Source organism: Kribbella pittospori (assembly GCF_004331465.1).
Classification (GTDB): domain Bacteria; phylum Actinomycetota; class Actinomycetes; order Propionibacteriales; family Kribbellaceae; genus Kribbella; species Kribbella pittospori.
The window spans coordinates 565,966-589,216 of sequence record NZ_SJKB01000004.1; the positions used below are offsets into that span (position 1 = coordinate 565,966).

The following is a 23,251-nucleotide window of genomic DNA, read 5'->3' on the forward strand; positions in this document are numbered from 1 at the left end:
TGTGTCGAGGACTCAGACGGACCGGTGCCCGGGTGTGCTGGCGGTGCACCAGGCTGCCGACGGAGGCCTTGCCCGCGTCCGCCTGCCGGGTGGCGTGGTCCGTGCTGACCAGTTCGACGTACTGCGGACGGCCGCTGCGGAGCTCGGGGACGGGCGGCTCGAGCTGACGTCGCGGGCGAACGTGCAGATCCGCGGACTCGCGCCGGATGCGCCGGTTGAGCTGTCCCACCGGCTGTTCGAGGCCGGGTTGCTGCCGTCACTACCGCATGAGCGGGTGCGGAACATTCTGGCGTCACCGCTCTCCGGTCTGGACCAGGAGAGCCGGTACGACGTACTGCCGGTTGCGGCTGCGGTCGATCGGGAGCTGTGTGCTCGGCCCGGGTTGGCTGAGCTGCCTGGGCGGTTCCTCTTAGCGCTGGATGACGGGCGCGGGGATCTGGCTGGCGTGCGGGCGGATGTGTTCGTGCGTGCGGTGGACGAGCGTGAGGGGCTGTTGAGCCTTGGCACTCTCGGTGTGCGGGTGGGGTGGGGTGACGCGGCCGAGATGATGGTCGCGGCGGCTGAGGCGTTCTTGCGGGAGCGTGCACAGGAGTGGCGGATCGCGGAGCTCGAGGGTGGTGAGGCGCGGATCCTCGGCCGGCTCGGGTTGCAAGCTACGGAAGAGCTGCCGAGTACGAGTTCGGTGGTGCAGGCTGGGCAGCACGGGTCGGCGCTGGTGGTGACGGTGCCGCTGGGAAGTCTCAACCAAGAACAGTCCGCAGTGCTCGCCGACCTGGACCAAGACTTCAGGGTGACTCCTTGGCGCTCGGTTGTCGTCCAGGGTGCGGATAGTGAACAGCTCGAGCGGGTTGGGTTGGTCACAGATCCTGACTCGGCGTGGAACGGTGTGACAGCGTGTGCTGGGCAGCCGGGATGCGCGAAGGCGCTGGCGGATGTGCGGGCCGACGCGCGGCGGGTGACGCCACGGTTGCCGCGGCACGAGCGGCCGATGCACTGGTCCGGCTGTGAGCGGCGCTGCGGCAAGCCGGCCGGCGAGTTCGTCGACGTACTTGCCGTGGGCAATGGATATGTGATCGACGGTGAGCGGATGGGGACGTGGTGAGCGGGTTCGAGTACGTGCGCGACGGCGCGGAGATCTACCGGCGGTCGTTCGCGACGATCCGGGCGGAGGCCGCACTCGGCGACCTCCCGGCCGACGTGGCGCAGGTCGCGGTCCGGATGATCCACGCCTGCGGGATGACCGACCTGGTCGCTGACCTCGCCTGGTCGCCGAACGTGGTCAAGAACGCGCGGACCGCACTCCAGAACGGCGCACCGATCCTGTGCGACGCGCAGATGGTGGCAGCCGGCATCACCCGGCGGCGCTTACCCGCGGACAACCGCGTCATCTGCACACTGAGCGAGCCGGGTGTGCCGGACCTGGCCCAGCAACTGCAGACCACCCGCAGCGCCGCGGCCGTCGACCTCTGGCACGACCACCTGGCCGGTTCTGTCGTTGCCATCGGCAACGCGCCGACCACGCTGTTCCGATTGCTCGAGCTGCTCAAGGACGGCGCGCCGCGACCGGCCGCGATCCTCGGCATCCCCGTCGGATTCATCGGCGCCGCCGAGTCCAAGGACGCGCTGGCGGCGAACGACCTCGGCCTGGAGCACCTCGTCGTCCGCGGCCGCCGAGGCGGAAGCGCGATCACCGCAGCCGCCGTCAACGCCATCGCAAGCGAGGAAGAGTGACAGGCAGATTGTGGGGCGTCGGGCTCGGCCCGGGCGACCCCGAACTGGTCACGGTGAAGGCAGCCCGGCTGATCGGTGCCGCCGACGTGATCGCGTTCCACAGCGCACGGCACGGCCGGAGCATCGCGCGCTCGGTCGCGGCGCCGTACTTGCGGGACGGTCAACTCGAGGAGCACCTCGTCTACCCGCTGACCACCGAGACGACCGATCACCCCGGCGGCTACCAGGGTGCGATGGACGACTTCTACGCCGACTGCGCCGTTCGGCTGGCCGCGCATCTCGACGCCGGCCGGGACGTCGTCGTACTGGCTGAAGGCGATCCGTTGTTCTACGGGTCCTATATGCACATGCACAAGCGTCTGGCCGACCGGTATCCGTGCGAGGTGGTCCCCGGCGTGACGTCGGTGAGCGCGGCGGCCGCCGTACTCGGGCGACCGTTGTGTGAGCGGGACGAGATCCTCACCGTGCTGCCGGGCACGCTGCCGCCCGACGTACTCGCCGATCGGCTCCGGGACACGGATGCGGCTGCGGTGATGAAGCTCGGGCGCACGTTCGAGAACGTGCGGGAGGCGTTCGAGCTGGCCGGGCGCGCCGACGAGGCCTGGTACGTCGAACGCGCGACGACCGACGCACAACGCACGGCTCCCCTGGCCGAGGTCGATCCCGAGAGCGTGCCGTACTTCTCGCTCGCCCTGCTCCCCAGTCCGATCAACAACACCTTCACCGCGCCGACTCCCAAGACCGCCACGGACGGCGAGGTCACCGTGGTCGGGCTGGGTCCGGCTGGACCGGAGTGGATGACACCCGAGGTCCGGGCGGCGATCGCGAGTGCGGACGACCTCATCGGCTACGGCCCGTACGTCGACCGGCTGCCGGATCGCGCTCGTCAGCGCAAGCATGGGTCGGACAACCGGGTCGAGTCCGAGCGGGCCGCGTTCGCCCTCGATCTGGCCCGGAAGGGCTCGAAGGTGGTTGTGGTCTCGTCCGGTGATCCCGGCGTGTTCGCCATGGCCAGTGCGGTCACCGAGGTCGCGTCCGAGCCGGAGTACGCCGATATCGCCGTACGCGTGCTGCCCGGGATGACTGCGGCGCAGGCTGTCGCGAGCCGGGTGGGCGCACCGCTCGGGCACGACTTCTGCGTGTTGTCGCTGTCGGACCGGTTGAAGCCGTGGGACGTCATCGCCGGCCGGCTGACGGCGGCCGCGGCGGCGGACCTGGTGATCGCGATCTACAACCCGGCGTCGAAGTCCCGGACCTGGCAGGTCGGCGCCACTCGCGACCTGCTGCTCGAACACCGTTCGCCCAGTACGACGGTCGTCATCGGCCGGGATGTGGGCGGTCCCGGAGAGTCGATCACCGTGACCACGCTGGCCGAACTGGACCCCGGGCAGGTTGACATGCGCTGCCTGTTACTGATCGGGTCGTCCCAGACCCGCACCGTGCCCCGCCCGGCCGGCCCCCTGGTTTTCACTCCCCGCCGATACCCGGCGACGGACAGTGATCCCACCCCAGGGGCCGGTTAAATCCGCCCTCCGGCAGTGTCGGACCAGACTCCGAGGGGTAGGTCTGGCGCGAGACTGACCAGTGAGGAGAAGCGGAGATGGCCCAGCAGTACGGCGACACCGCCACAGCGCAGTACAGCGGCGACACCGCCACCATGACTGCCCCCGGTTCGGCCGCGCCCGACTCGGACGCGACCACCACCCAGCGCTACGAGGAGGCCCGCGCCGCCGCGCACCGTGCGATGAGCAACGTCACGATCGTCCCGGACCATTTGCCCGCACCGACGGCCACCACCGAGCCCATCACCGATCCGGACCTGCTCGCCTACCGCGGCTTCAAGTTCGGTGCTGCCTTCTTCGGCTGGCTGATCTCCATCGCGATGTCGGTCCTGCTGCTCGCGGCCGCGGCCGCCGCGGCGCTCGGTACGGCGGAGGTTCTGGACTACTCCCGCGCTGACGCGGAGGCCCAGCCCGGGGCCGCAGGCATCACCGCGGCGTCGGTCGTCGTACTGATGCTGACGCTGGCGTTCTTCACCGGCGGGTACGTCGCCGGCCGGCTGGCCCGCTTCGACGGCGCCCGGCAGGGTTTCGGGGTGTGGATGCTCGCGCTGCTGTTCTCCGTGCTCGCGGCCGGCGCCGGCGCCTTCGGGAACAGTCAGTACGGCTGGATCGACGACCTGAACCGACCGGACGTGGCACTGTCGAACGACACCCTGGCCATGGGCGCGATCGTCGCCGCCGCGGCCCTGGTCGTCCTCTCGCTGCTGTTCGCGATCCTCGGCGGCAAAGCCGGTCAGCGCTACCACGACAAGATCGACGATCTGCTCGACTAGCCCGGAGTCACCGGCTCACCACGCATGGCCAGCGCCCGGACGGGTACCGGAAGGGCGACCACGGGGCCTGTTTGGTGAGGAGAACTGACCATGGTCCAGCAATATCGGGACGACACGGACACTCAGCAGGTCGACGAGACACGTTCGCTGCGCCGTGCTGAGCTCGACAACGACTCGCGGCCGGTCGGTCACGTCGACGAGGACCAGGACACGCGGCCGCTGCACCGGGCGGACGTCCGGACGTCCGCCGCGACCGAGGTGGACCCGGCGTACCGGGGCTTCAAGGGCGGCTCGGCCTTCTTCGGCTGGCTGGTCGCGGTCGGGCTGATCGCGCTGCTGACCGGCATCGTCGGCGCGATCGCCGCGGCGGTGGACTACGCGACCACGATCGACTGGAACTCGGCCGAGTCCGACGCCGGCACCATCGGCATCGCGTCCGGTGCGGTCCTGCTGTTGATCCTCGCGATCGCCTACTACAACGGCGGATACGTCGCCGGCCGGCTGGCCCGTTTCGACGGCGCGCGGCAGGGCTTCGGCGTCTGGCTGATCGGCTTCCTGGTGACGGTCGTCGTCGCGGCGATCGCCGCGCTGGCCGGTTCGCAGTACGACGTACTTGACCGGGTGGACCTGCCGTCGGTGCCGATCACGAACGAAACCCTGACCACCGGTGGCGTGATCGCGGTCGTGGCGGCTGTCGTGGTGACGCTGCTCGCCGCGTTGATCGGTGGCAAGGCCGGACAGCGCTACCACCGCCGCATCGACACCAGTGGCGACTTGTTCTAGGGCGCCCCCACGGACCCGGACGGCGGATGACCCCTATCCGCCGTCCGGGTCTTCCTATGCCCGGACCGCCGGACAGTGCAGGATTCCGAACATGCCCGCTCGCACCGCTCTCGTCGTCGGAGGCACCAGCGGGATCGGCGCGGCAACGGTACGACGACTCAGCGCCGACGGACTGCAGGTCCTCGCCACAGGTCTTGGCGCCGGCCCGTCCGAGGTCGAGCTCGACCTGCGTGAGCCAGGCGCACTCGAGCAATTCATCGGTTCGCTCGACCGGCTGGACGTTGTGGTGAACGCGGCCGGCATCATCCGCCGTGGCGACGAGCATCGGCCGGAGGTGTTCCGGGAGGTTCTGGAGATCAACCTGACCGGTGCGCTGCGGGCGTCCGAGGCCGCACATGACCTGCTCGCCGCGAGCCGCGGCTGCATCGTCAACGTCGCCTCGATGCTGAGCTACTTCGGTGGTCCGCTCGTTCCGGCGTACAGCGCCAGCAAGGGCGGGATCGTCCAGCTGACCAAGTCCCTCGCGGTCGCCTGGGCCGCCGACGGCATCCGGGTGAACGCGGTCGCACCCGGATGGATCGCCACCGACCTGACCGCCGCACTGCAAGCCGATCCGGCCGCCGCTGACCGGATCATCTCCCGTACGCCGATGGCCCGCTGGGGAAAGCCGGAGGAGGTCGCCGGGGCGATCGCCTTCCTGGCCGGCCCGGACGCGGGATTCGTCACCGGCGCCGTCCTGCCCGTGGACGGCGGCTACCAGAGCATGTGAAGGAGCAGTCGATGATCCCGGTTTCAGCAGGAGTTCCGGCGGAGATCGCCGTACCCGCGGTGCCTGACGACGACCGGTTGTGGGTGCAACAGGCTGAGGGCGTCTGGTTCCGGCCGCTGATGCTGAACACGGTCACCGGCCAGTGGTGCAACCTGCTGAAGGTGACCCGGGCCGGCATCGTGTCCCGGCATCGGCACCCGAGCGCGGTCTTCGGCTACGTGATCAAGGGCAGATGGCAGTACGACGAGCACGAGTGGGTCGCGGAGACCGGGTCGTTCGTCTACGAGCCGCCGGGCGAGATCCACACCCTCCGGGTGCCGGAGGACTGCACCGAGATGATCACGTTCTTCAACATCTCCGGCGCGATGATCTACGTCGACGAGGCCGGCAACCAGACCGGCTACGAGGACACGTTCACGAAGATCCAGCTGTGCCGGGACCACTACGGCGCGAACGGGCTCGGCGCAGACTACGTGGACCAGTTCATCCGTTAGTGCCCCGTCGAGGGGCGCCGCTAAAGGTGCCGAACGTCCCTTGACGGGGCACTGGCCCGGACGACGAGCTCGGTCGGCAGGATCCGGGGACCGTCGTCGGTCCCGTCGATCCGGCGCAGCAGCACCTCCACCATCTCCCGGGCCACCAGCTCGAGCGGCTGCCGGAGCTCCACCAGAGCCCCGGAGGCCAGCAGATCCGAGGCCGCGAACACCGCGTCGAGGTCCGGACTGGCCTTGAGCAGCTTCGCCATCGCCTGCCGGCCTGCCTCCTGGCTGTAGTCGGTCGCGGAGACCACGAGCCGCTTGAGCGCCTTCCGCCCTGCTGACGGCGTTGTTGCCGAGGCCACGGCGGATCGTGTTCGTCAGCTCGGACTCGATCTCCCGCGGCCGGATCCGGCTCGACGACCTGCAGCACGAGCAGGAGTGGACGCAGGACGCGGCGTACGCGGACTCCAAGCTGGCGATGGCCGCGCTCGCCTTCGCGCTGGCCCGGCGGTGGCCGGACGTGCTGTCGAGGTCAACCCCCAGGCGTACGACGTCGACGTGCAGGAAGCGCTGCTGAAGCGCTGCCTGCGGCTGTGTGACGCGACTCTGTCCTAGGGCCAGGTCGGCGGTTGCACGGCCTGGACCGCAGCGATGACCTGGTCCAAGGCGGGCGTTCGGGGGCGGTCGCGATGGACGAAGATCGCTACTTGCCGTTCGACTCCCGCGTCCCTGATCGGGACCAGCCGTACGCCGGTGAGGTTCGCGGTGGTGACGGCGAGTGCGTTGGTGACGCCGGTGCCCAAGCCGTGGCGGACCAGGGAGAGCAGCGTCTGGGGTTGGTTGGTGCGGTAGACACTCTCCGGATTGAGCCCTGCGGACGCGAAGGCCAGGTGCGACTCGAACTGGCGTCCGCCGGAGGTCTCCCCGATGGAGATCAGCGGCAGGTCCGCCAACTCGTCGAGGCCGACCGACTCCGCGGACGCGAGCGGATGGCCTTGCTGGAACACGGCGACCAGCGGCTCCGTCCAGAGGACTTCGTGGTCCAGCGACTCCGAAGCGACCAGCGGATGCACCGGGCGGATCGCCAGATCCACCTCGCCCCGGCCGAGCGCACCCTCGAGCTCGATGCTCGGCCCTTCGACCAGGTGCAGCCGAACCTCCGCGGGGAGGCGCTGCGCGACCTGCGGGAAGAGCCACGCCGCGGCGCTCGGGTAGGTGCCGAAGCGGACCTCTCCCCCGGCGGACGTCAGGTCGTTGAGGCGGCGGAGGATCTCCTCGGCGTGCGGTACCAGCGCGCGTCCTTCCGGGGTGAGGCGTGCCGGGTGAGCGGTGCGGTCGAAGAGCTGGACGCCCAGGGCACGCTCCAGCTCGGCGACGTGCTCGCTGATCCGGGACTGCCCGCGGAACACAGCCTTGCCGGCTGCGGAGAAGCCGCCGTGGCGGGCGACCGCGACGAAGCTCACGATCCAGTCCATCCGGAAGCCGTACGCGGCGGTGAGATCCATGCCACAAACGCTAGCCGGGAAGACGCCGCCCGGCCGGGACGTTGGACGTGATGTGCGAGAGGTCGAGGTGGTGGTGATCGGCGCGGGGCAGGCTGGACTGTCGGCTGCCTACCATCTGGTCCGGATGGGGTTCACGCCGTACGACGAGGTCGTCGTACTCGACCGGAATCCGGCGCCGGGTGGAGCGTGGCAGCACCGGTGGGACTCGCTGACCATGCACGAAGTCCACGGGATCGCGAACCTGCCCGGGGTGCCGGTGCCGCCGAGTGCATCCGATGCGCGGGCGAACGAGTTCGTGCCGGGGTATTTCGCGGACTACGAGCAGCGGTTCGGGTTGCCCGTCGTACGGCCTGTGGTCGTTGAGAACGTGCGGAAGGTGGGCGGGCTGTTCGAGGTTGCGACGTCTGGTGAGACTTACCGTGCGGATGCTGTGGTGAACGCGACGGGGACGTGGAATCGGCCGTTCATTCCCTGGTACCCGGGGATCGAGAGCTTTCGGGGGCGGCAGTTGCATACGGCCGACTATCGCGGGGCGGCTGAGTTTGGCGGGCAGCATGTGCTGGTCGTTGGCGGTGGGGCGTCGGCGGTGCAGTTGCTCGCCGAGCTCTCTGAGGTCGCTTCCACCACGTGGGTCACGCGACGGCCGCCCGAGTGGCGCACTGGCGAGGACTTCAACCCGGAGTACGGCCGAAAGGTCGTAGCCAAAGTCGAGGAACGCGTCCGCGCCGGCCTGCCCCCGCGAAGCGTCGTCAGCGTCACCGGCCTCCACCTCCGCCCCCAGGAGCAGGCTGCCTTCGAGCGAGGCGTCTACACCCGCCTCCCCATGTTCACCCGCATCACCCCTGCCGGGGTCGAGTGGACCGACGGGCGACGGTTGCAGGTCGACGCAATCCTGTGGGCCACCGGCTTCCGCGCGGACCTGGCCCACCTCGCCCCGCTCCACCTCCGCGAACCCTCCGGCGGAATCCGCATGGACGGCACCCACACAGTCCTCGAACCCCGAGTCCACCTGGTCGGCTACGGCCCCTCCGCCAGCACGATCGGCGCCAACCGAGCCGGCTTCACCGCAGCCCGCTCCCTCCGAAACCTCCTGAAACCAGCCGCCGCCTGAAGTAGTGCGGGTGCTCAGGGGAAGTCACTGGGTGGGGTTGCCGAACCAGTGGGTTAGGTGGTGGTTGAGGTCCTGCTGGTTGTTGCCGATCCAGGCGACGTGGCCGTCGGGGCGTAGGAGGAGGCAGGGAACATCCAGGACTGCGGCAGGATCCGCCAGGTAGTCGACGCGGTCTGACCAGCCGCCGACGGTCAGGTGTTCGATGCGGTCCAGGAGCAGGCCGCGGCCGCTGTGCAGCAGCCCGTAGAGGTGGCCCTGGTTCAGGTCGATGTCGCGCAGGCGGCGGCCGAGGAGGTCGGGGCCTTCGCCGAAGTCGTAGCGGATGTCGATCGCGGTGATCTTCTCGATCAGGTAGCGGTTCACCTCGTCGAAGTCCATCAGTTCGGTCAGCAGCCTGCGTACGGCCCGCGGGCCCGGTTCGGTGGACAGCAGTTCCATCTGGGCGCGGGTGCTGTCCAGCACGTCCTCGGCGACCGGATGACGCTCGGCCTGGTAGGTGTCCAGCAGGGTTTCCGGCGCCCAGCCGCGGATCTGTGCGGCCAGTTTCCAGCCGAGGTTGAAAGCGTCCTGAACACCCAGGTTGAGGCCCTGTCCCCCAGTGGGTGGATGGATGTGCGCCGCATCGCCGGCCAGCAACACCCGCCCGACCCGATAACGCTCAGCCAGCCGCGTGGCATCCCCGAAACGGGACAACCACCGCGGCGAATGCACGCCGAAATCGGTCCCGGCGATCGCGCGCAACTGCTGTCTGAAATCCTCGAGGCTAGGGTCCGCGCGATCCTGGCTGACTCCCGCGACGGGGACCACGACGCGATACACCCCAACGCCTGCAGGCCCGAGCATGAATCGCTGATCGGTCTCGCGTACTTCGCTCACCCTGGCGGCGATCTCCTCCGGCGGCACACCCACTTCCAGCTCGCCCATCAGCGTCTCGTTCCGCGAGGGCTCGCCCGGGAAGCCGACGCCGAGCAGTTTGCGCACCGTACTGCGCGAGCCGTCACACCCGACGAGATAGCGCGACCGCAGCCGTTCCCCATCGGCCAGCTCGATGGTCACACCCTCGTCATCCTGCTCGAATCCGGCCAGCGCACCACCACGCCGTACCTGCGCACCAAGCGCGATCGCATGTTCTTCGAGCACACGAACGACGACCGGCTGTGGGATGCCCAGCAAGAACGCGTGCGCGGAATCCAGCCCCTCGGGCGGGGGTTTGTTGATGGCGGCGAAGAATCCGCCGGCCGGACGCCGCCTTCCGTGTTCGAGCAGGCGATCCAGCAGTCCGCGCATGGCCATCAGCTCGAGACTGCGAACATGCAGCCCGACAATGCGCACGTACGACGCGGGCTCGGTTTCCTTCTCCAGCACGAGAACCCGCACACCGTGCAGCCGCAGCTCAGCAGCCAGCATCGCGCCAGTAGGCCCGCACCCGGCAATGATCACATCGAACGACGGCTCGGCGGTGCCCTGCGGAAAGTCCATAGGTATTGCCTTTCGGGAGTGCCTGGTTGTCGAGGCGCTCCGGCGACACCTACCTCAATCGCCCGACCATGACGGGAACGGGGAGCACCCACCTCGCTACAACGTTCATGGGTCCCACCTCCTCCAGCCGAGTCACAGTCCCCCGCAAACTACAAGCCCAACCACCACCCCGTCCAACCCTTTCCCGCCACCCGTCAGCGCGTGGGGTTGGCGCTTGCTGAGGTGGTGGCGGTCAGGTGGATGGGGTCGAGGGGCTCGGTGGGTGTAGGCCAGTGGGGGTGTTTGCGGACGGCTAGGGGGAGGAGGGTGCCGGCGAAGAGGAAGATGGTGGCTGTCAGGAGCCAGCCGGGCCAGCCCCAGGTGACGGCGATGGTGGTGAGGATGAAGGGGGCGATGAGGTCACCGACCTGGTGGCCCATGGCGTAGGCGCCTTGGTATTGGCCTTGGGCGCCGGGCGGGGCGAGTTCGAAGCTGATGCCCCAGCCGCCTGCGGATTGCAGCATCTCGCCCAGGACGTGGACGAGGGCTGCGACGATCAGGAGGCCGACGGTGACGGCGCCTGAGGTGACGTCGGTGAGGGCCAGGACGATGCAAGCTCCGGCGAGGAGTACGCCGGCTCGGCGGCCGGCGCGCGCGGCGCCGGGGAGGTGTTCGGTGCCTCGGGCAACGCGGAGCTGGAGCAGGATCACGGCGACTGAGTTGATCACCAGCAGGACGGAGATCAGCCAGCGCGGCGCGTCGGTCGCGGTCGCCACCCAGAGCGGGATCGCGATCTGCGCCATCGCGTTGTGCATGCTCAGTACGCCGTCCAGCGCGACGAACGCGAGGAACGGCCGATCCTTCAACGCGGTCAGCCCGGACGGACCGGTTGCCGACGGCACCTTCTCGACCTTTGGCATCCCGAAACGAACCAGAGCTGCGGTGATCACGTACGTCGCCGCGTTGGCAAGCAGTGCGGCGACGTACACCTCTCGCCGATCAACTGCGAGCACGACGCCGGCGACAGCCATGCCGGCACCCATGCCGATGTTGGTCGTCACGCGAAGGATCGCCCGCGTCCGCACTCGCTGGTCGGACGGCGACAGGCCGGCGATCAGCGCCCCCTTCGCGCCACGTTGCCCGGAGTCGGCGATCGCGGTGATGCCCGCGACCACGACGTACGGGAGGAACGAGCGGACCTGCGTCAGCGCGCTCATCGTGATCGCTTGCAGGAGGAGGAAGCCGACGTACGCACGGTTCGGTCCGAGACGATCCGCGACGACGCCGAGCGGCGTACTGGCCACGAGCCCGACCAAGCCGGCGACGGTCAGCCCGACGCCGACATGCCCGACGGACAGACCGGCTGCGCGCGTGAGGTACAGCGCGCCGACGGCGGCGTACACACCGTTCCCGAACGTGTTGACGAGAGTCGCGCCGATCAACCGACGTACGGCCGGCGGAAGAGAAGCTGTCACCCTCTCACTCAACTATGGCCCGCCCCAACCGGTGGTTGGACTGACAGATCCCGTCAATGCATCAGCCACCGAAGCATTCCTGTGCCGAGGCCAGGAGGTTGGCTCGGCTACCGTGGCTTGCATGTTCGAAGGGACTGATTCGGCGGTCGTGGTTGCCGTCCCGGCGGCGGAGGTCGCCGTTGCCGCACATCGCGCGAGGTTCGACCCGGCCGCGGCGTGGGGTGTCCCGGCGCACGTGACGGTGCTGTACCCGTTCCTTCCGCCGTCCGAGCTGGACGAGGATGTTCTCCGCGCCCTTGCGGAGGCTGTCCGCACGGTCCCTCGGTTCACGGCAGAGTGGAACGCGACCGGTTGGTTCGACGAGGACGTGTTGTGGCTGGCGCCTGATCCTGCGGATTCGTTCCGGGCGTTGACCTTGGCGGTGTTCCGGGCGTTCCCCGAGTTCCCGCCGTACGGCGGTGAGTTCCAGGACCTGATGCCCCACTTGACCGTGGCACATGCCGGCACACGGGCCGAGATGAGAGAGGTTGAACGCCAGGTACGCGAGCATCTCCCGATCTCCATGCTGGTCACGGACGTCCAGCTCATGTGCGGCTCAGACGCACACCACTCCTGGCAGACAGTCCGCAACATCCCACTCGGCTGAGGTCCGCCCAGTGCGGCGGGCGGGACAGACTGTGGGGGATTCACCGCATGATCAGGTTGAGGAGGTCTGTGCCTAGGTGGTTGAGGGTGGACTCGTCCAGGCGGTAGGCGACGAAGCGGCCTTGGCGTTCGGCGGTTACCAGGCCGACTCGGGTGAGGGCGCGCAGGTGGCGGGTCACCTGGGTCGGGTGGAGGCCCCACAACGCAGCGATCTCGCCGGCCGTGCGGGGTTCGCTGGCGACGGCTCGGCAGACCTGGAGACGGTCGGGGCCGGCGAGGGCTTCCAGGCGACCGAGCATCTGCTGGGCGGTGGGTACGGCGGCCCCAGCCCCCACCACCGGATAGATGACCGTCAGCGGCTCCCCAGGGATCTCCCCCAAGAACAGATGTGGCTCGATGTAGTTGCTAGGGACAAGCAACAGCGACCGCTCCGACAGATCGATCCGCTTGCTCTGCACCTTCTGCACCACCGCGCTGTCCGCGTCGCGCACCGACACAGACCCATCCAACGACCGCAACATCGCCAGCACACCGTCACGCACAGCGAGGTCGCGGTCCTGCCGCCCACGGGCAGCCAGCGCCTCCCGCGACTCCTCCCACACCGCAGCGAACCACTCCACCCAACAAGCATCGAGCAGGTCGAGGAAACGACGTACCGGCTCAACCGGATCACTCAACAGCGAGTCAACCAACGCAGCGACCGCACGACCCCGACTACGGGCCCAATGGCGTACGGCGTCCGTGTCCGTAGTCCGACTGCTCAACGGACGCCCCCGCAACGGCCGCACCAACTCAGCCGCGAGCTCCTCCGGCGCCCGAGCCCGCAATGCCGCCAGCTCGTCCTGCCACGGCGGCATCCCCGTCGCACCGCTCGTCGCAAAGAACCGCGCCCGGACAGCCCGCACGGTCCACGTCCACTGCTCCAACTCCGACCGCAGTACGTCGGGCAGTCGTACGCCGGCCGCCCACTCGACGCGGTCGTGGTGAGCAGGCTCGGCCAGCACGTGGAGTGCACAGCCGAGCTCGATCAGGGGTGAGGCGACGTGGCGGATCCGCTCAGGGTCGAGACGGCTCAGGCCGGCGAGAACTGTCGGCACCTAGCAACCCACCAAGGAACTAGTCCTTCAGCTTGAACTGCAGCTCGGTGTCCCAGTCCGCCATGTTCGGGACCTCGCGCGGGTCGGACTTGTAGATCTCGAGCCGCGCGGTCCACCGGTCACCGTCGGCGTCCCACTCGAGGCCCTTGTCGTCCGCCCAGGCCAGCAGGTCGCGGGTGGCGTCGACCAGACCGTCCGGGTGTCCGTGGTACGTCGTACTGGCGTAACGCCCGGCCGGGAGGACACCAGTGACGATCTCGCCCTCACCGCTGTGCAGGTCGTCGACCGGGAACCCGATCTCCAGGACCAGGCCGGCTTCCATGTCCACCACGTCGTACTTGAAGAACGGTGCGTCGTTCGGCGCGATCTCCCGGGCGGCGAGCCAGTCGATCACCTCGCGCATCCGGTCCGCGAACGCACTGATCTCGGTCATGGCGACCTTGCCCCGCAGCGCGACGTACGGCCGCTCCCCCAACTCCACGATGTCCGGCATTCCACAGTCCTCCCGGCTCGGCAACGCGCTGTCAGAGTCAACCTAACGCCTGCTGGATCACAGCGGTGTTCCGGTACTCGCGCCACCCGGCAATCTTCCCGTCCCGGACCAGGTGGTCCAGGGACCTCCAAGACCGGACGCTGGCGATCATCTTCAGAGGTCTTGCGTAGGCCGACCCCGCAGCCGTCTACTGAGACCAGGGGTGCCGCGAATGAAGCGGATCAGATTGAAGGTGGCCGCCGCAGCGGCCGCCGTACTGCTACTGGGCCCGTCCGCGCCGGCCATGGCCGAGCCGACCACGCCGCTCACCTATGGAGCCGGTACGACGGCCACCCGGTTCAGCGGACTCGCGTTCGACACCTGTACGGCGCCGACCGTCGCGCAGATGACTGCCTGGAAAACATCGCCTTACAAGGCGATCGGGATCTACGTCGGCGGAGTGAACCGGAGCTGTGCGCAGCCGCAGCTCACCCAGAGCTGGGTCGGCAGTGTGACCCGCATGGGCTGGCGCCTCATCCCGATCTACCTCGGCTACCAGGCGCCCTGCACGTTCCGCCCGAACGCGGTGAAGATCACCCCGGCGTCCGCAGCCGCACAGGGGGCCCTCCTGGCGGGAGACGCAGTGACTCAGGCCAGGAAGATCGGACTGCTCGCGGGCAGTGCGATCTACGCCGACATGGAGCACTACAACGCAGCCGACGCGACCTGCCGGGCCACGGTGCTGCGGTTCCTGTCGTCGTGGACGAAGGAACTGCACCGCCGCGGCTTCCTCTCCGGCGTCTACGCACACCAGGACTCCGGTGCGCGCCATCTGGCCGAGGTCTACAACTCGACGGCGTACGCGCGGCCGGACGCCGTCTGGATCGCCCGCTGGGACGGCAGCTCGTCGCTGACCGGCTGGCCGCTGATCTCCAACCGCTACTGGCTGATCGGGCAGCGAGCCAAGCAGTACCAAGGCGATCACACCGAGACGTACGGCGGTGTCACCCTCAACATCGACAACGACAGCTTCGACGCACCCGTCGCCTCGGTCTGGTACTCCTACACGGTCCGCACGACCATCCATACCTACAGCGGCCCAGGGACCTCCTATCCGATCAAGGGGACGATCGCCCTGAACTCGGGCGTGCGGATCGTCTGCCAGACGTTCGGCCCGAAGATCGGCGTCACCACCGTCTGGGACAAGCTGATCGACGGGACCTACATCACCGACTACTACGCCAGGACACCGACCAAGCCCGGCTACAGCGCACCGATTCCCGGCTGCAGCAACCCGTTCCAGACGACCGTCGACAACCTGAGCCGCCGGCACGGCCCGGGAACGTCGTACGCGACGTACCCAGGCCTGCTGCCGATCGGGTCGCTGGCGTGGATCACCTGCCAGCGCCCCGGCTCCAAGGTCGGTACGACGTCAGTGTGGAACCGGCTGAGCGACGGCTCCTACGTCACCGACTACTACGTCGCCACCACGAGCAACACCACCTACTCGACACCACTGCGGCGGTGCTGACTCACTGAGCCCACGGCGGCTGGATCGTCGTACCGTCGGCCATCGTGCCGGTGAAGCCGGCGGTGATGGCGACGTGCAGCTCGGCGGTGTCCTCGCCGAGGTTGGTCAGCGAGATCTGCTCGCCGGCCGGTACGACGACCGCGTCGCCGGCCCCGAGCTTCTCGCCGTCCGGGGTGACCTGGACGGTGCCGCTGAGCACCATGAACACCTCGTCGCGGTCGATGGTGTGCGGCGCATCGCCGCGTACTCCGGGATCGACCGTCAGCTTCCACGTGCACAGACCGGCCGACCCCCGGCTCGGCGCGGCCAGCCCGGTGAACTCGACCCCGGGCAACCGGAACCGCGGCGCCTCGGCGGCGCGAATGATCTGCATCGCTTCCCCCCATCAGAGATAGTCAAGCCAACTTGACCAAGTCGGCTTGACTATCATGGCGCTCATGACGCGTTCGGGCAAGCCTGATTTCGGAATCCTGCTGGTGCTGGCGGACCAGGAGTTCGTCGGCGCACTGCGGGCGGCGACAGCTGAACAAGGGTTCGACGACCAGGGCCGGTCGGACGGATTCGTCCTGCGCACGCTCGGCGCCGCACCGACCACGATCAGTGGGCTGGCGGCGCGGCTGGAGATCACCAAGCAGGGCGCGAGCCAGATCGTCGACGACATGGAGCGGCGCGGCTACGTCGAGCGCCGCGCGGACCCGTCCGACGCACGGGCCCGGCTGCTGCACCTCACCGACCGGGGCGAGGCCGCACTGCAGGCGGCCCGGAACTTCCACCAGTCCTACGAACGCAAGCTCCGCCGCAAATTCGGCGACGAAGCGATCGACACGGTGCGCGGCGTACTGACCGAGATGGCCGGCGAGGCCCGGGTCAGTACGCCACACTTCAGAGCGTTGATGTTCTAGCTGAAGTACTGCGGGAACATGTCGTTCGTGGGCCAGGTCTTCACGCCGTTGGCTGCGGTCCACAGGGCCGCGTCGATGTCGCCGTACGACTTGCCGCTCGGGTCGTCGCGGCGGTTGAACAAGGCGGCCCAGCTCATCCCGTTGTAGGTCCGGACCACGATGCTGAAGGTGCCTGGCATGCTGCCGGTGTGCCAGGTGTTGCGACCCGCGCCGCCGGCCGTGGTCGGACGGATCTGCCAGCCGAGACCGTAGTACCAACCGTCGGGCTGGATGCCGATCTCGGGCTTGGCCCAGACGCTGTTCAGCGACGCGGTGTTCAGCACGCTCGACGACGCGTCGAACATCTTCGCGAACCGGACCAGGTCCGGAGCGCTCGCGATCCAGCCGCCGTTCGAGTCCTGGATGCGCATGCTGAACGATCCGTACGGCGCGGCAACGATCGTGCCGGTGTTGTCGAGCACCGTCGGTCCGGTGTACTGCGACTCGTACGGCACCTCGCCGGTGTGCTTGGCGATGGTCCAGCCCTGCGCCATCCGGGTGATCTTCAACGGAGCAAGGAGCTTCTGCTTCACGTACGTCTCGTAGCTCAGCCCGCTGACCTTCTCGATCACGCGGCCGGCCAGCACGTACCCGAAGTTCGAATAGGCGTACTTGCTGCCCGGTGCGAAGTCGAGCTTCTGCCCGGCCATGTACTTGATCTCGTCGGCGTGCTGGAGCTCCATCGGGACGCCCAGGGCCTTGGCGATGATGGCGTCCTTGAAGTTCGGGTCGCCGGAGACGTCGCGGTCGAAGCCGCCGAGGTGCTGCAGCAGCCGCTTGATGGTGACCGCGGACCAGCGGGTGTCCTTGGTCTGCCCGGTCGGCGGCGTGATCGCGATGATGTTGCCGACCGGCGTGGTCAGGCTCAGCTTGCCGTCCTGCACGAGCTTCATGATCGCGGCCGCGGTGAACATCTTCGACACGCTCGCGACGCGGAACAGCGACGTCGGCTGGACCGTCAGCGCGGTCGACGTACTGTAGCCGCGGGCAAGCACCAGGCGGCCCTTGTACGTCACCGCAAGCTGCCCGCCGGTCACGCCGCGGGCCTGCATGAAGGTCTTCATCTGGTTGTCGAAGCCGGCCAGCGCCGACACAGTGGTACCGGTGGTCTTCCAGGTCGCGGCGGCATCGGCCGAACGGCTCAGGGCCGTCCCGGCTCCGGTGCCGACGGCGGCGACCGCGCCGGTTGCGAGCGCAAGCTTGCCGAAATTCCGGCGCGTCAGCTCCACGAACGTGTTCTCCTTCAGGATGCAGGGCAGGGCTATCAGAGGCAGAAGTTTGCCATCAGAGGAGGTCTCAGCCGTCCGGCCAGGTGGGTGTTCCGGCGCCGGCGGTGCCCAGCGTATGGTCGGCCAGGGCGAAGAGCGCGCCGCCGGCGATCGACAGGCGAGGCCAGCTCCGGATCGCATCGCGCACCATGGTGATGTCCGCGTTCGCGGCGAGCCGGCCCGCCCGCGTCGCCGTCAGGACCCGAGCGGCCGCCGAGGCGGCCGGAAGGACGATCCGTAGCGCGTCGGCCCAGGGGCGGAGCTCGCTCGCGATCGGACCGGACAGGGCCTCGATCGCTGCGGCCGATTGATCGAGCAGGTTGTGTAGAGCAACGAGTTCAGCCGGATCCGGACTCCGCAGGGCAGCCCAGCAGGCCACTGCCAACCGGCCTGGATCATCGGTCAGCACGCTCGGTCCGGCAAGCCCGGCCAGAGCCTCGAGCGCGTCGACCTGTCCGGTCTCCTCGAGCGCCTGGACGAAGGCTCGATCCGGATCGTAACCCTGCGGATCGCACGCCCACTCCATCGCGGTGCACAGCCCCGGCAGCCCGGCGTGGGCCTGTAACGCAGCGTTGGCGCCATAGCCCACGAGTACGTCGGCCAGCCGCGGATCGCGACCACGCAGTGGCGCAAGCGGCAACCGGCGTGGCGTCGTCGCGCTGCTGAACGCCAGGTCGGTGCCATCCCAGTCGTTGACCGGATAGTTGTCCCAGAGCCAGACCCGACGCTGCAACTGCTCGGCGACAGTGCGGGCCTGCGCCGCGCTGACGGTCGGCGAGACGACGGTCGGCCCGGTCCAGCAGGCGATGAGCTCCGGATGCAGCAACTCGCCGAGTCTGAGCCGGTACCGCGACGATTCGACACCCCAGTAGTGGGTCGGGCAGACCAGAAGCTCGGTACCGAGGTTGGCCAGACCGTCGTGGATCGCGTTGATCACCACGGCCTGGGCGGCGGCCATCGGGTGCGGATCGGCGCCGTACATCGCCCGCGTCACCGGATCCAGCTGCGCGTCGATGTCGTCGAAGGCAACGATTACCCGATCGAATCCCAGCCGCGTCATCGCCGTCACGCGATCCAGCAGCAGCGCGAGTTCGTCGCGATCCGCCAGCGAGATGGCTCGATCCCGGCACAGCGGCGCGCCCGGCGACACCCGCCAGGTCGCCGTCATGCCGAGCTCCCGGGTCAGCGCGAGCAGCTCGGCGAGATGCCCCGCATCGTCTCCGTACGGCTCCCGCCAGTCCGCTCCAGTGCGTCCGTCGGCCGCTGGACCGTAGACATAGCCCGTGGCGCCGTGGCTGTGCGCACGCCGGACCACCGCGGCTCGGTCCGCCGGCGTCCACAACGGTCCGTAGAAGCACTCCAGGACGACGCGGTCCTCGATCGCCACGACGCTCACCGGCCGCCGATCACCGGACCGGCACCCGCACCAGGTTCGTCTCGCGGATCGTGTACAGAGAGCGCGCCCGGGGGTCGAGGGCACCCTGTGCTTCGCCGGCGACGGAGGACTTCAGGCCGGTGGCCAGGGTCGTCGGCTGCCAGCCGGCGGCGTCGATCCGCAAGACCTGGTTGCCGTCGACGAAGGTCAGTTGGTTGCCGGCGAGCTGGAGCTGACCGCCCGCCGTCGACAGTTTCGCCGTACGCGTGACTTGTCCTGTCGCCCGGTCCACCTCGAACAGGACTCCGGTGCTGGTGACACCGACGAGCCGCCGGCCGACAACCACGAGATCCTGGATGCGCGGAGCGCCAGGCACCGGGACCAATGTGCGGCTGACCGTCCGGCTCGCGAGGTCGAAGAACGACAGCACGGCTTCCTTGGCCCTCGGCGTCGTGCCGAGCCCGCCGTAGATCTCCGAGCCGAGATACGCCACACCGCCGGCGACGGCGACCGAGGAGATCGACTGGTCGGGTACGACGTCCCGGTACACGTCGGTCGCTCCGGTCCGCTCGTCCACGATCGACAGCGCACCACCGAACAGGCCGTAGTCCGGTTGCGTGCCGACGTACACCTTGCCGTCGGATCGAGTCAGGTCGCGCGGCCGGATCTGGGCATGGCCGAGCGTGCTCAGGTTCCGCACCGCACCGGTCCTCAGGTCGACGGTGTCCACGGTCCCGGTCGGATACACCGCGACGTACGCCGTGTTCCCGGCCGCGACTCCGGTCTTGATCTCGCCGCCGATCCGGATCCGGCGCGACGTACCGGCGGCGAGATCGTGCAACTGGGCACCGAAGTTGCCGCCGACAAGCACCGTCGACCCGTTGGTCACCACGCTCAACGGCAACTCCGCGCCAGGGGTGAGACCCGCCTGCTGCAGATCGACGACCCCGAAGTCGCCCGACGGCAGCGGCTTCGTCCACATGATCCCGGAGCCGGAGAACCCGATCAGCTTGCCGTCCTCGACGTACAGGTTGCGCGTCTCCTCACCAGGCGTCGCCTGGCCGAGCGACTGGACCGCGCCGGAGGCCAGGTAGAGCTGCAACACCTCCGCGGTCGGGCGCACCGTGACGTACGCCGACCCACCGGCCAGCGTCACCGCGTCCGCTCCACCGACCACACCGGGAGCGGGCTGGACGATGCGGAAGTTCGCGGGGTCGTGCTTGTCGATGATCGCGACCCGGCCGGACGGCACCATCGCCGCGACCACGTACGTCTCGTTCGTCGCCAGGTCGTAGACGAACGAGTCGTCCCGCAGCGCCGCGGGCAGGATGTCGCTCTTCGCGCCGGTCGCGCGATCGATCGCCATCAGGTGGGCGTGCGATCCGACGCCGACGTACAGCGTGGTGTCGTCGGCTGCGACGGAGCGGACGTACTGCTCACCGGGGTACGCCTGCCCGAGGTCGCGCACCGCGCCGGTCGCAGGATCGATCGTATACGTGTGGCCGTTCGGGTACCCACCACCGACGAGCAGACCGTCGGGTGCGGCGGTGAGATCGTAGAAGTACTGAAGCGATGCCGGCGCCGCGATCTTGGTGTTCGAGCCGTCGGATCCGACCCGGTAAACGACCGGCGGCAGGTACGTCGCGACGTACATCTGGCCGCCGCTGACCGCACTGGCCCACGCGCCTTGTGACGAGGGCAGTGGATGCGTACTGACCGTGCCGGTCGTCCGATCCAGCACACCGAGGTTGGCCGGGGTGACGCCACGGGACACCACATAGGCGTGGTCGCCGGCGAGGGCGCCGGTGACGATCGCGGCGGACAGGCTGGCCGGCCCGAGATCGGTGATGTCCGCGGTTCCGGCCGCGGCGGCCGGCCCTGCGGTGGCGGCCAGGACGAGACCGGCGGCGGCGAGAAGACCGGCGGGCTTGGACAGAAGGCGTGACATGGCGGCTCCCACGGGCACTCCGGCGGACGGGGCAGCTGAATTTCGGTCAAGACCGTATCTCGGTTCGCGGATCAGGGCAAGAGCGGGCGTTCACCGTTGACGGTGCGCTGCCGGGGATCTACGGTCATGACCGAAATTCACTGACCTGGAGGTGTCCTGATGTCCTGGCAGAGAACCGGCACCCTGGCGGTCGCCGCCGTGACCGCACTGTGTCTGCTGGCCGCGTGCGGCGGTGGCGGCGGCGACGTGGCCGCACCGAAGGACGGCGAGGAGATCAGCGGGACCATCACGGTCCGCGCCTACCCGCTGTCGCCCACCGCCGACGAGAAGGCCGACAAGGCGTTCTGGGACGCGCAGGCGGCCGCCTTCAAGGCGAAGTACCCGAAGGCCGACGTGAAGATCGACATCAAGCCGTGGAAGGACCGCGACACCGCGCTGACCACGGCGATCGCCGGTGGTACGGCGCCGGACGTGGTCTACATGATTCCCGACGAGCTGGCCCAGTTCCGCAGCCAGGACGTGGTCGAGCCGCTGAACGACGCGGTGAAGACCGACGGGTACCGCCAGAGTGCGCTGGACGCGGTCAGCTACGACGGCAAGGTCTATGGCGCGCCGATCCTGATGTCGGTCGTTCCGGGTGTCTGCGACGCCAAGGTGCTCAAGGAGGTCGGGGTCGACAAGCCACCGGCGACCTGGGACGACCTGGTTGCCCTCGGCCCCAGGTTCAAGGCCAAGGGCAAGTACGTCACGCACATCATCGGCTCCACCGAGGCGACGCTGAACACGAGCTTCTACCCGTGGGTCTGGCAGGCCGGTGGCGCGCCGTTCGACGACGCCGGCAAGCCCACCCTGGACAGCCCAGCGATGGTCGAGGCCGCGAAGTTCCTCGGTGACCTCGCCGCCCAGGGGTATGTCAAGCGGGACGAGGCGGCCGGCAACGCACCGGTCGAGCAGACCGTCGTCGGCCGGCGCCAGGTCGGTTGCGTGTACTACGCGACCGCCACCGAGCTCAGCCAGGTGTGGGGCAAGGACGTGGTGGTCGCCCCGCCGCTGAAGCACAAGAACCAGGCGACGTACGGCACCGTCGGCTCGTTCGCCATCCTCAAAGGCTCGAAGAACAAGGCGCTGGCGGCGGCCTGGGCCGGCTTCGTCACCAGCGACGAGCAGCTCGCGGCGATCGGCAAGTTCTCCAACTTCTATCCGCCGAAACAGGGTGCGCCGGCACCGTTCGCGGCCGGCTCCAACGAGGCGCAGGCCGCGGCGTACCTGTCGATGGTGAACGTCGGTCCGCGGGTCGCGCACGCCCGCGAGGTGCAGGGCGTGCTGGCACCGGAGATCCAGGCCGTCGTCCTCGGCAAGAAGCCGGCCGAGCAGGCGATCAAGGACGCGGCCAAGGCGGCCGAACCGGTCCTGGCGCACTGAGCCTCGATGACTTCCGTGCACGTGCCGGGCACCGCCTCCCGCCGCCATCGGCGACGGGAGGCGCTGACCGGTCTCGCCTTCGTCCTGCCGATGCTGGTGCTGTTCCTGCTGTTCCGGTTCGGTCCGTTCCTGGGCGGCGTGTTCCTTGCCTTCGGCAAATACACGCTCGGCGGCGGCTTCCGCTGGACCGGTACGGCGAACTTCCACCGCCTCGTCGGCGACGCGCTGTTCTGGCAGTCGCTGAAGGTCGCGCTGATCTACACCGTCGTCACCGTCCCGCTGCTGGTCGCGGTCGCGGTCGGAATGGCACTCCTGGTCCGCCGGTCGTTGCCCGGCGTGCGCTTCTTCCGGGCGGTGTTCTTCCTGCCAGTGATCACCTCGCTGGTGCTGGCCGGAGTCGTGTTCATCTGGCTCTTCAACGCCGGCGGTGCACTCCCCCGGCTGCTCGGTGCGATCGGCCTGTACGACGGGTCCTGGCTGACCAACGAGACGCTCGCGGTGGTGGCGATCGCGGTGGTCGCGGTCTGGGGCCGGTTCGGGTTCGACATGCTGATCGTGCTGGCGCGGTTGCAGGACATTCCGCGGGAGCTGGAAGAGGCCGCGACGATGGACGGTGCCGGTGCGTGGCAGCGATTCCGGCATCTGACCCTGCCTCAGTTGCGGCCCGTGTTCTTCTTTCTCGGGGTCGTCGAGGTGATCGGGTCGTTCCAGGTGTTCGACGTGGTCTACATCATGACCGGCGGCGGTCCCGGACGGTCGACGTACACGCTCGGCTACATGCTCTACGACCAGGCCTTCAAGTACTTCGACTTCGGGTACGCCTCGGCGGTCGCGGTGGCGTTGTTCGTGATCGTGCTGGTGATCGCGCTGGTGCAACGACTGGTCCTGGACCGGGAGGAGTGAGGC

Annotated in this window: 24 protein-coding genes; 14 read left to right on the forward strand and 10 right to left on the reverse strand. The window is 68.8% G+C overall.

Annotation, left to right across the window (positions count from 1 at the left end):
- Position 1 precedes the first annotated feature (1 nt).
- The 7 genes from E0H73_RS16185 to E0H73_RS16215 all read left to right on the forward strand — a co-directional run bounded on the left by E0H73_RS16185 (position 2) and on the right by E0H73_RS16215 (position 6,112).
- Positions 2–1,102: a precorrin-3B synthase gene (locus E0H73_RS16185; protein ID WP_131356176.1), complete on the forward strand. Its 1,101-nt coding sequence runs from the start codon at positions 2–4 to the stop codon at positions 1,100–1,102.
- On the forward strand, positions 1,096–1,731 hold the full coding sequence (locus E0H73_RS16190; RefSeq protein ID WP_131356179.1) for a precorrin-8X methylmutase: 636 nt from the start codon (positions 1,096–1,098) through the stop codon (positions 1,729–1,731). The genes E0H73_RS16185 and E0H73_RS16190 overlap by 7 nt, the downstream gene beginning before the upstream one ends.
- Positions 1,728–3,254 carry a precorrin-2 C(20)-methyltransferase gene (locus E0H73_RS16195; RefSeq protein ID WP_131356182.1) on the forward strand — a complete coding sequence of 509 codons (1,527 nt, stop codon included), beginning with the start codon at positions 1,728–1,730 and terminating at the stop codon, positions 3,252–3,254. The genes E0H73_RS16190 and E0H73_RS16195 overlap by 4 nt, the downstream gene beginning before the upstream one ends.
- 77 nt (positions 3,255–3,331) lie before the next feature.
- Positions 3,332–4,066: a hypothetical protein gene (locus E0H73_RS16200; protein ID WP_131356184.1), complete on the forward strand. Its 735-nt coding sequence runs from the start codon at positions 3,332–3,334 to the stop codon at positions 4,064–4,066.
- Positions 4,067–4,156: 90 nt separating this feature from the next.
- Positions 4,157–4,849, forward strand: coding sequence for a hypothetical protein (locus E0H73_RS16205; protein ID WP_131356187.1), 693 nt, complete (start codon positions 4,157–4,159; stop codon positions 4,847–4,849).
- A gap of 91 nt (positions 4,850–4,940) precedes the next feature.
- On the forward strand, positions 4,941–5,618 hold the full coding sequence (locus tag E0H73_RS16210) for an SDR family NAD(P)-dependent oxidoreductase (RefSeq protein ID WP_131356189.1): 678 nt from the start codon (positions 4,941–4,943) through the stop codon (positions 5,616–5,618).
- A gap of 11 nt (positions 5,619–5,629) precedes the next feature.
- The gene (locus E0H73_RS16215; RefSeq protein ID WP_131356191.1) at positions 5,630–6,112 is read left to right on the forward strand and encodes a 2,4'-dihydroxyacetophenone dioxygenase family protein; all 483 of its coding nucleotides are present in this window, start codon (positions 5,630–5,632) and stop codon (positions 6,110–6,112) included.
- Between the two features lie 20 nt (positions 6,113–6,132).
- Here E0H73_RS16215 and E0H73_RS16220 read toward each other — a convergent pair whose 3' ends face one another.
- Entirely contained in the window at positions 6,133–6,459 is a 327-nt protein-coding gene (locus E0H73_RS16220; protein WP_131356194.1) for a LacI family DNA-binding transcriptional regulator, read from the reverse strand.
- An 8-nt stretch (positions 6,460–6,467) separates the two neighbouring features.
- On the opposite strand from E0H73_RS16220, the gene E0H73_RS16225 reads away from it, so the two are divergent.
- Positions 6,468–6,674, forward strand: coding sequence for a Rossmann-fold NAD(P)-binding domain-containing protein (locus tag E0H73_RS16225; RefSeq protein ID WP_131356197.1), 207 nt, complete (start codon positions 6,468–6,470; stop codon positions 6,672–6,674).
- Between the two features lie 34 nt (positions 6,675–6,708).
- Here E0H73_RS16225 and E0H73_RS16230 read toward each other — a convergent pair whose 3' ends face one another.
- Positions 6,709–7,602 carry a LysR family transcriptional regulator gene (locus E0H73_RS16230; protein ID WP_131356199.1) on the reverse strand — a complete coding sequence of 298 codons (894 nt, stop codon included), beginning with the start codon at positions 7,600–7,602 and terminating at the stop codon, positions 6,709–6,711.
- On the opposite strand from E0H73_RS16230, the gene E0H73_RS16235 reads away from it, so the two are divergent.
- Entirely contained in the window at positions 7,601–8,713 is a 1,113-nt protein-coding gene (locus E0H73_RS16235; protein ID WP_238164032.1) for an FAD-dependent oxidoreductase, read from the forward strand. The genes E0H73_RS16230 and E0H73_RS16235 overlap by 2 nt on opposite strands.
- A gap of 24 nt (positions 8,714–8,737) precedes the next feature.
- Here E0H73_RS16235 and rox read toward each other — a convergent pair whose 3' ends face one another.
- Positions 8,738–10,192: a rifampin monooxygenase gene (gene rox / locus E0H73_RS16240; RefSeq protein WP_131356202.1), complete on the reverse strand. Its 1,455-nt coding sequence runs from the start codon at positions 10,190–10,192 to the stop codon at positions 8,738–8,740.
- A 194-nt stretch (positions 10,193–10,386) separates the two neighbouring features.
- On the reverse strand, positions 10,387–11,646 hold the full coding sequence (locus E0H73_RS16245) for an MFS transporter (RefSeq protein WP_131356205.1): 1,260 nt from the start codon (positions 11,644–11,646) through the stop codon (positions 10,387–10,389).
- 121 nt (positions 11,647–11,767) lie between these two features.
- Here E0H73_RS16245 and E0H73_RS16250 point away from each other — a divergent pair, with 121 nt between their 5' ends.
- Positions 11,768–12,292 carry a 2'-5' RNA ligase family protein gene (locus tag E0H73_RS16250; protein WP_131356208.1) on the forward strand — a complete coding sequence of 175 codons (525 nt, stop codon included), beginning with the start codon at positions 11,768–11,770 and terminating at the stop codon, positions 12,290–12,292.
- A 40-nt stretch (positions 12,293–12,332) separates the two neighbouring features.
- Here E0H73_RS16250 and E0H73_RS16255 read toward each other — a convergent pair whose 3' ends face one another.
- Together E0H73_RS16255 and E0H73_RS16260 are read right to left on the reverse strand one after the other, a co-directional pair.
- A complete protein-coding gene (locus tag E0H73_RS16255) occupies positions 12,333–13,388 on the reverse strand; it encodes an ArsR/SmtB family transcription factor (protein WP_131356212.1) in 1,056 nt (351 codons plus the stop codon).
- A gap of 19 nt (positions 13,389–13,407) precedes the next feature.
- Positions 13,408–13,881: a GyrI-like domain-containing protein gene (locus tag E0H73_RS16260; RefSeq protein ID WP_131356214.1), complete on the reverse strand. Its 474-nt coding sequence runs from the start codon at positions 13,879–13,881 to the stop codon at positions 13,408–13,410.
- Positions 13,882–14,092: 211 nt separating this feature from the next.
- Here E0H73_RS16260 and E0H73_RS16265 point away from each other — a divergent pair, with 211 nt between their 5' ends.
- On the forward strand, positions 14,093–15,391 hold the full coding sequence (locus E0H73_RS16265) for a glycoside hydrolase domain-containing protein (RefSeq protein WP_131356217.1): 1,299 nt from the start codon (positions 14,093–14,095) through the stop codon (positions 15,389–15,391).
- Position 15,392: 1 nt separating this feature from the next.
- Here the strand turns inward: E0H73_RS16265 and E0H73_RS16270 are convergent, their stop codons facing one another.
- Positions 15,393–15,764, reverse strand: coding sequence for a cupin domain-containing protein (locus E0H73_RS16270; RefSeq protein ID WP_131356220.1), 372 nt, complete (start codon positions 15,762–15,764; stop codon positions 15,393–15,395).
- A 64-nt stretch (positions 15,765–15,828) separates the two neighbouring features.
- Between E0H73_RS16270 and E0H73_RS16275 the strand changes: the two genes are divergently transcribed.
- Positions 15,829–16,293: a MarR family winged helix-turn-helix transcriptional regulator gene (locus E0H73_RS16275; protein ID WP_131356224.1), complete on the forward strand. Its 465-nt coding sequence runs from the start codon at positions 15,829–15,831 to the stop codon at positions 16,291–16,293.
- Here the strand turns inward: E0H73_RS16275 and E0H73_RS16280 are convergent.
- From E0H73_RS16280 to E0H73_RS16290, 3 genes are all read right to left on the reverse strand, one after another.
- Entirely contained in the window at positions 16,290–17,561 is a 1,272-nt protein-coding gene (locus E0H73_RS16280) for a serine hydrolase (protein ID WP_165555698.1), read from the reverse strand. The genes E0H73_RS16275 and E0H73_RS16280 overlap by 4 nt on opposite strands.
- A 67-nt stretch (positions 17,562–17,628) precedes the next feature.
- Positions 17,629–18,987, reverse strand: a complete 1,359-nt coding sequence (locus E0H73_RS16285; protein WP_165555699.1) for a beta-N-acetylglucosaminidase domain-containing protein — start codon at positions 18,985–18,987, stop codon at positions 17,629–17,631.
- A 19-nt stretch (positions 18,988–19,006) separates the two neighbouring features.
- Positions 19,007–20,923, reverse strand: coding sequence for an NHL repeat-containing protein (locus E0H73_RS16290; RefSeq protein WP_131356232.1), 1,917 nt, complete (start codon positions 20,921–20,923; stop codon positions 19,007–19,009).
- A gap of 159 nt (positions 20,924–21,082) precedes the next feature.
- Here E0H73_RS16290 and E0H73_RS16295 point away from each other — a divergent pair, with 159 nt between their 5' ends.
- Together E0H73_RS16295 and E0H73_RS16300 are read left to right on the forward strand one after the other, a co-directional pair.
- The gene (locus E0H73_RS16295) at positions 21,083–22,345 is read left to right on the forward strand and encodes an ABC transporter substrate-binding protein (protein ID WP_131356235.1); all 1,263 of its coding nucleotides are present in this window, start codon (positions 21,083–21,085) and stop codon (positions 22,343–22,345) included.
- Positions 22,346–22,351: 6 nt separating this feature from the next.
- Complete coding sequence (locus E0H73_RS16300) at positions 22,352–23,248, forward strand: carbohydrate ABC transporter permease (protein ID WP_131356238.1); 897 nt, start codon at positions 22,352–22,354, stop codon at positions 23,246–23,248.
- Positions 23,249–23,251 lie beyond the last annotated feature (3 nt).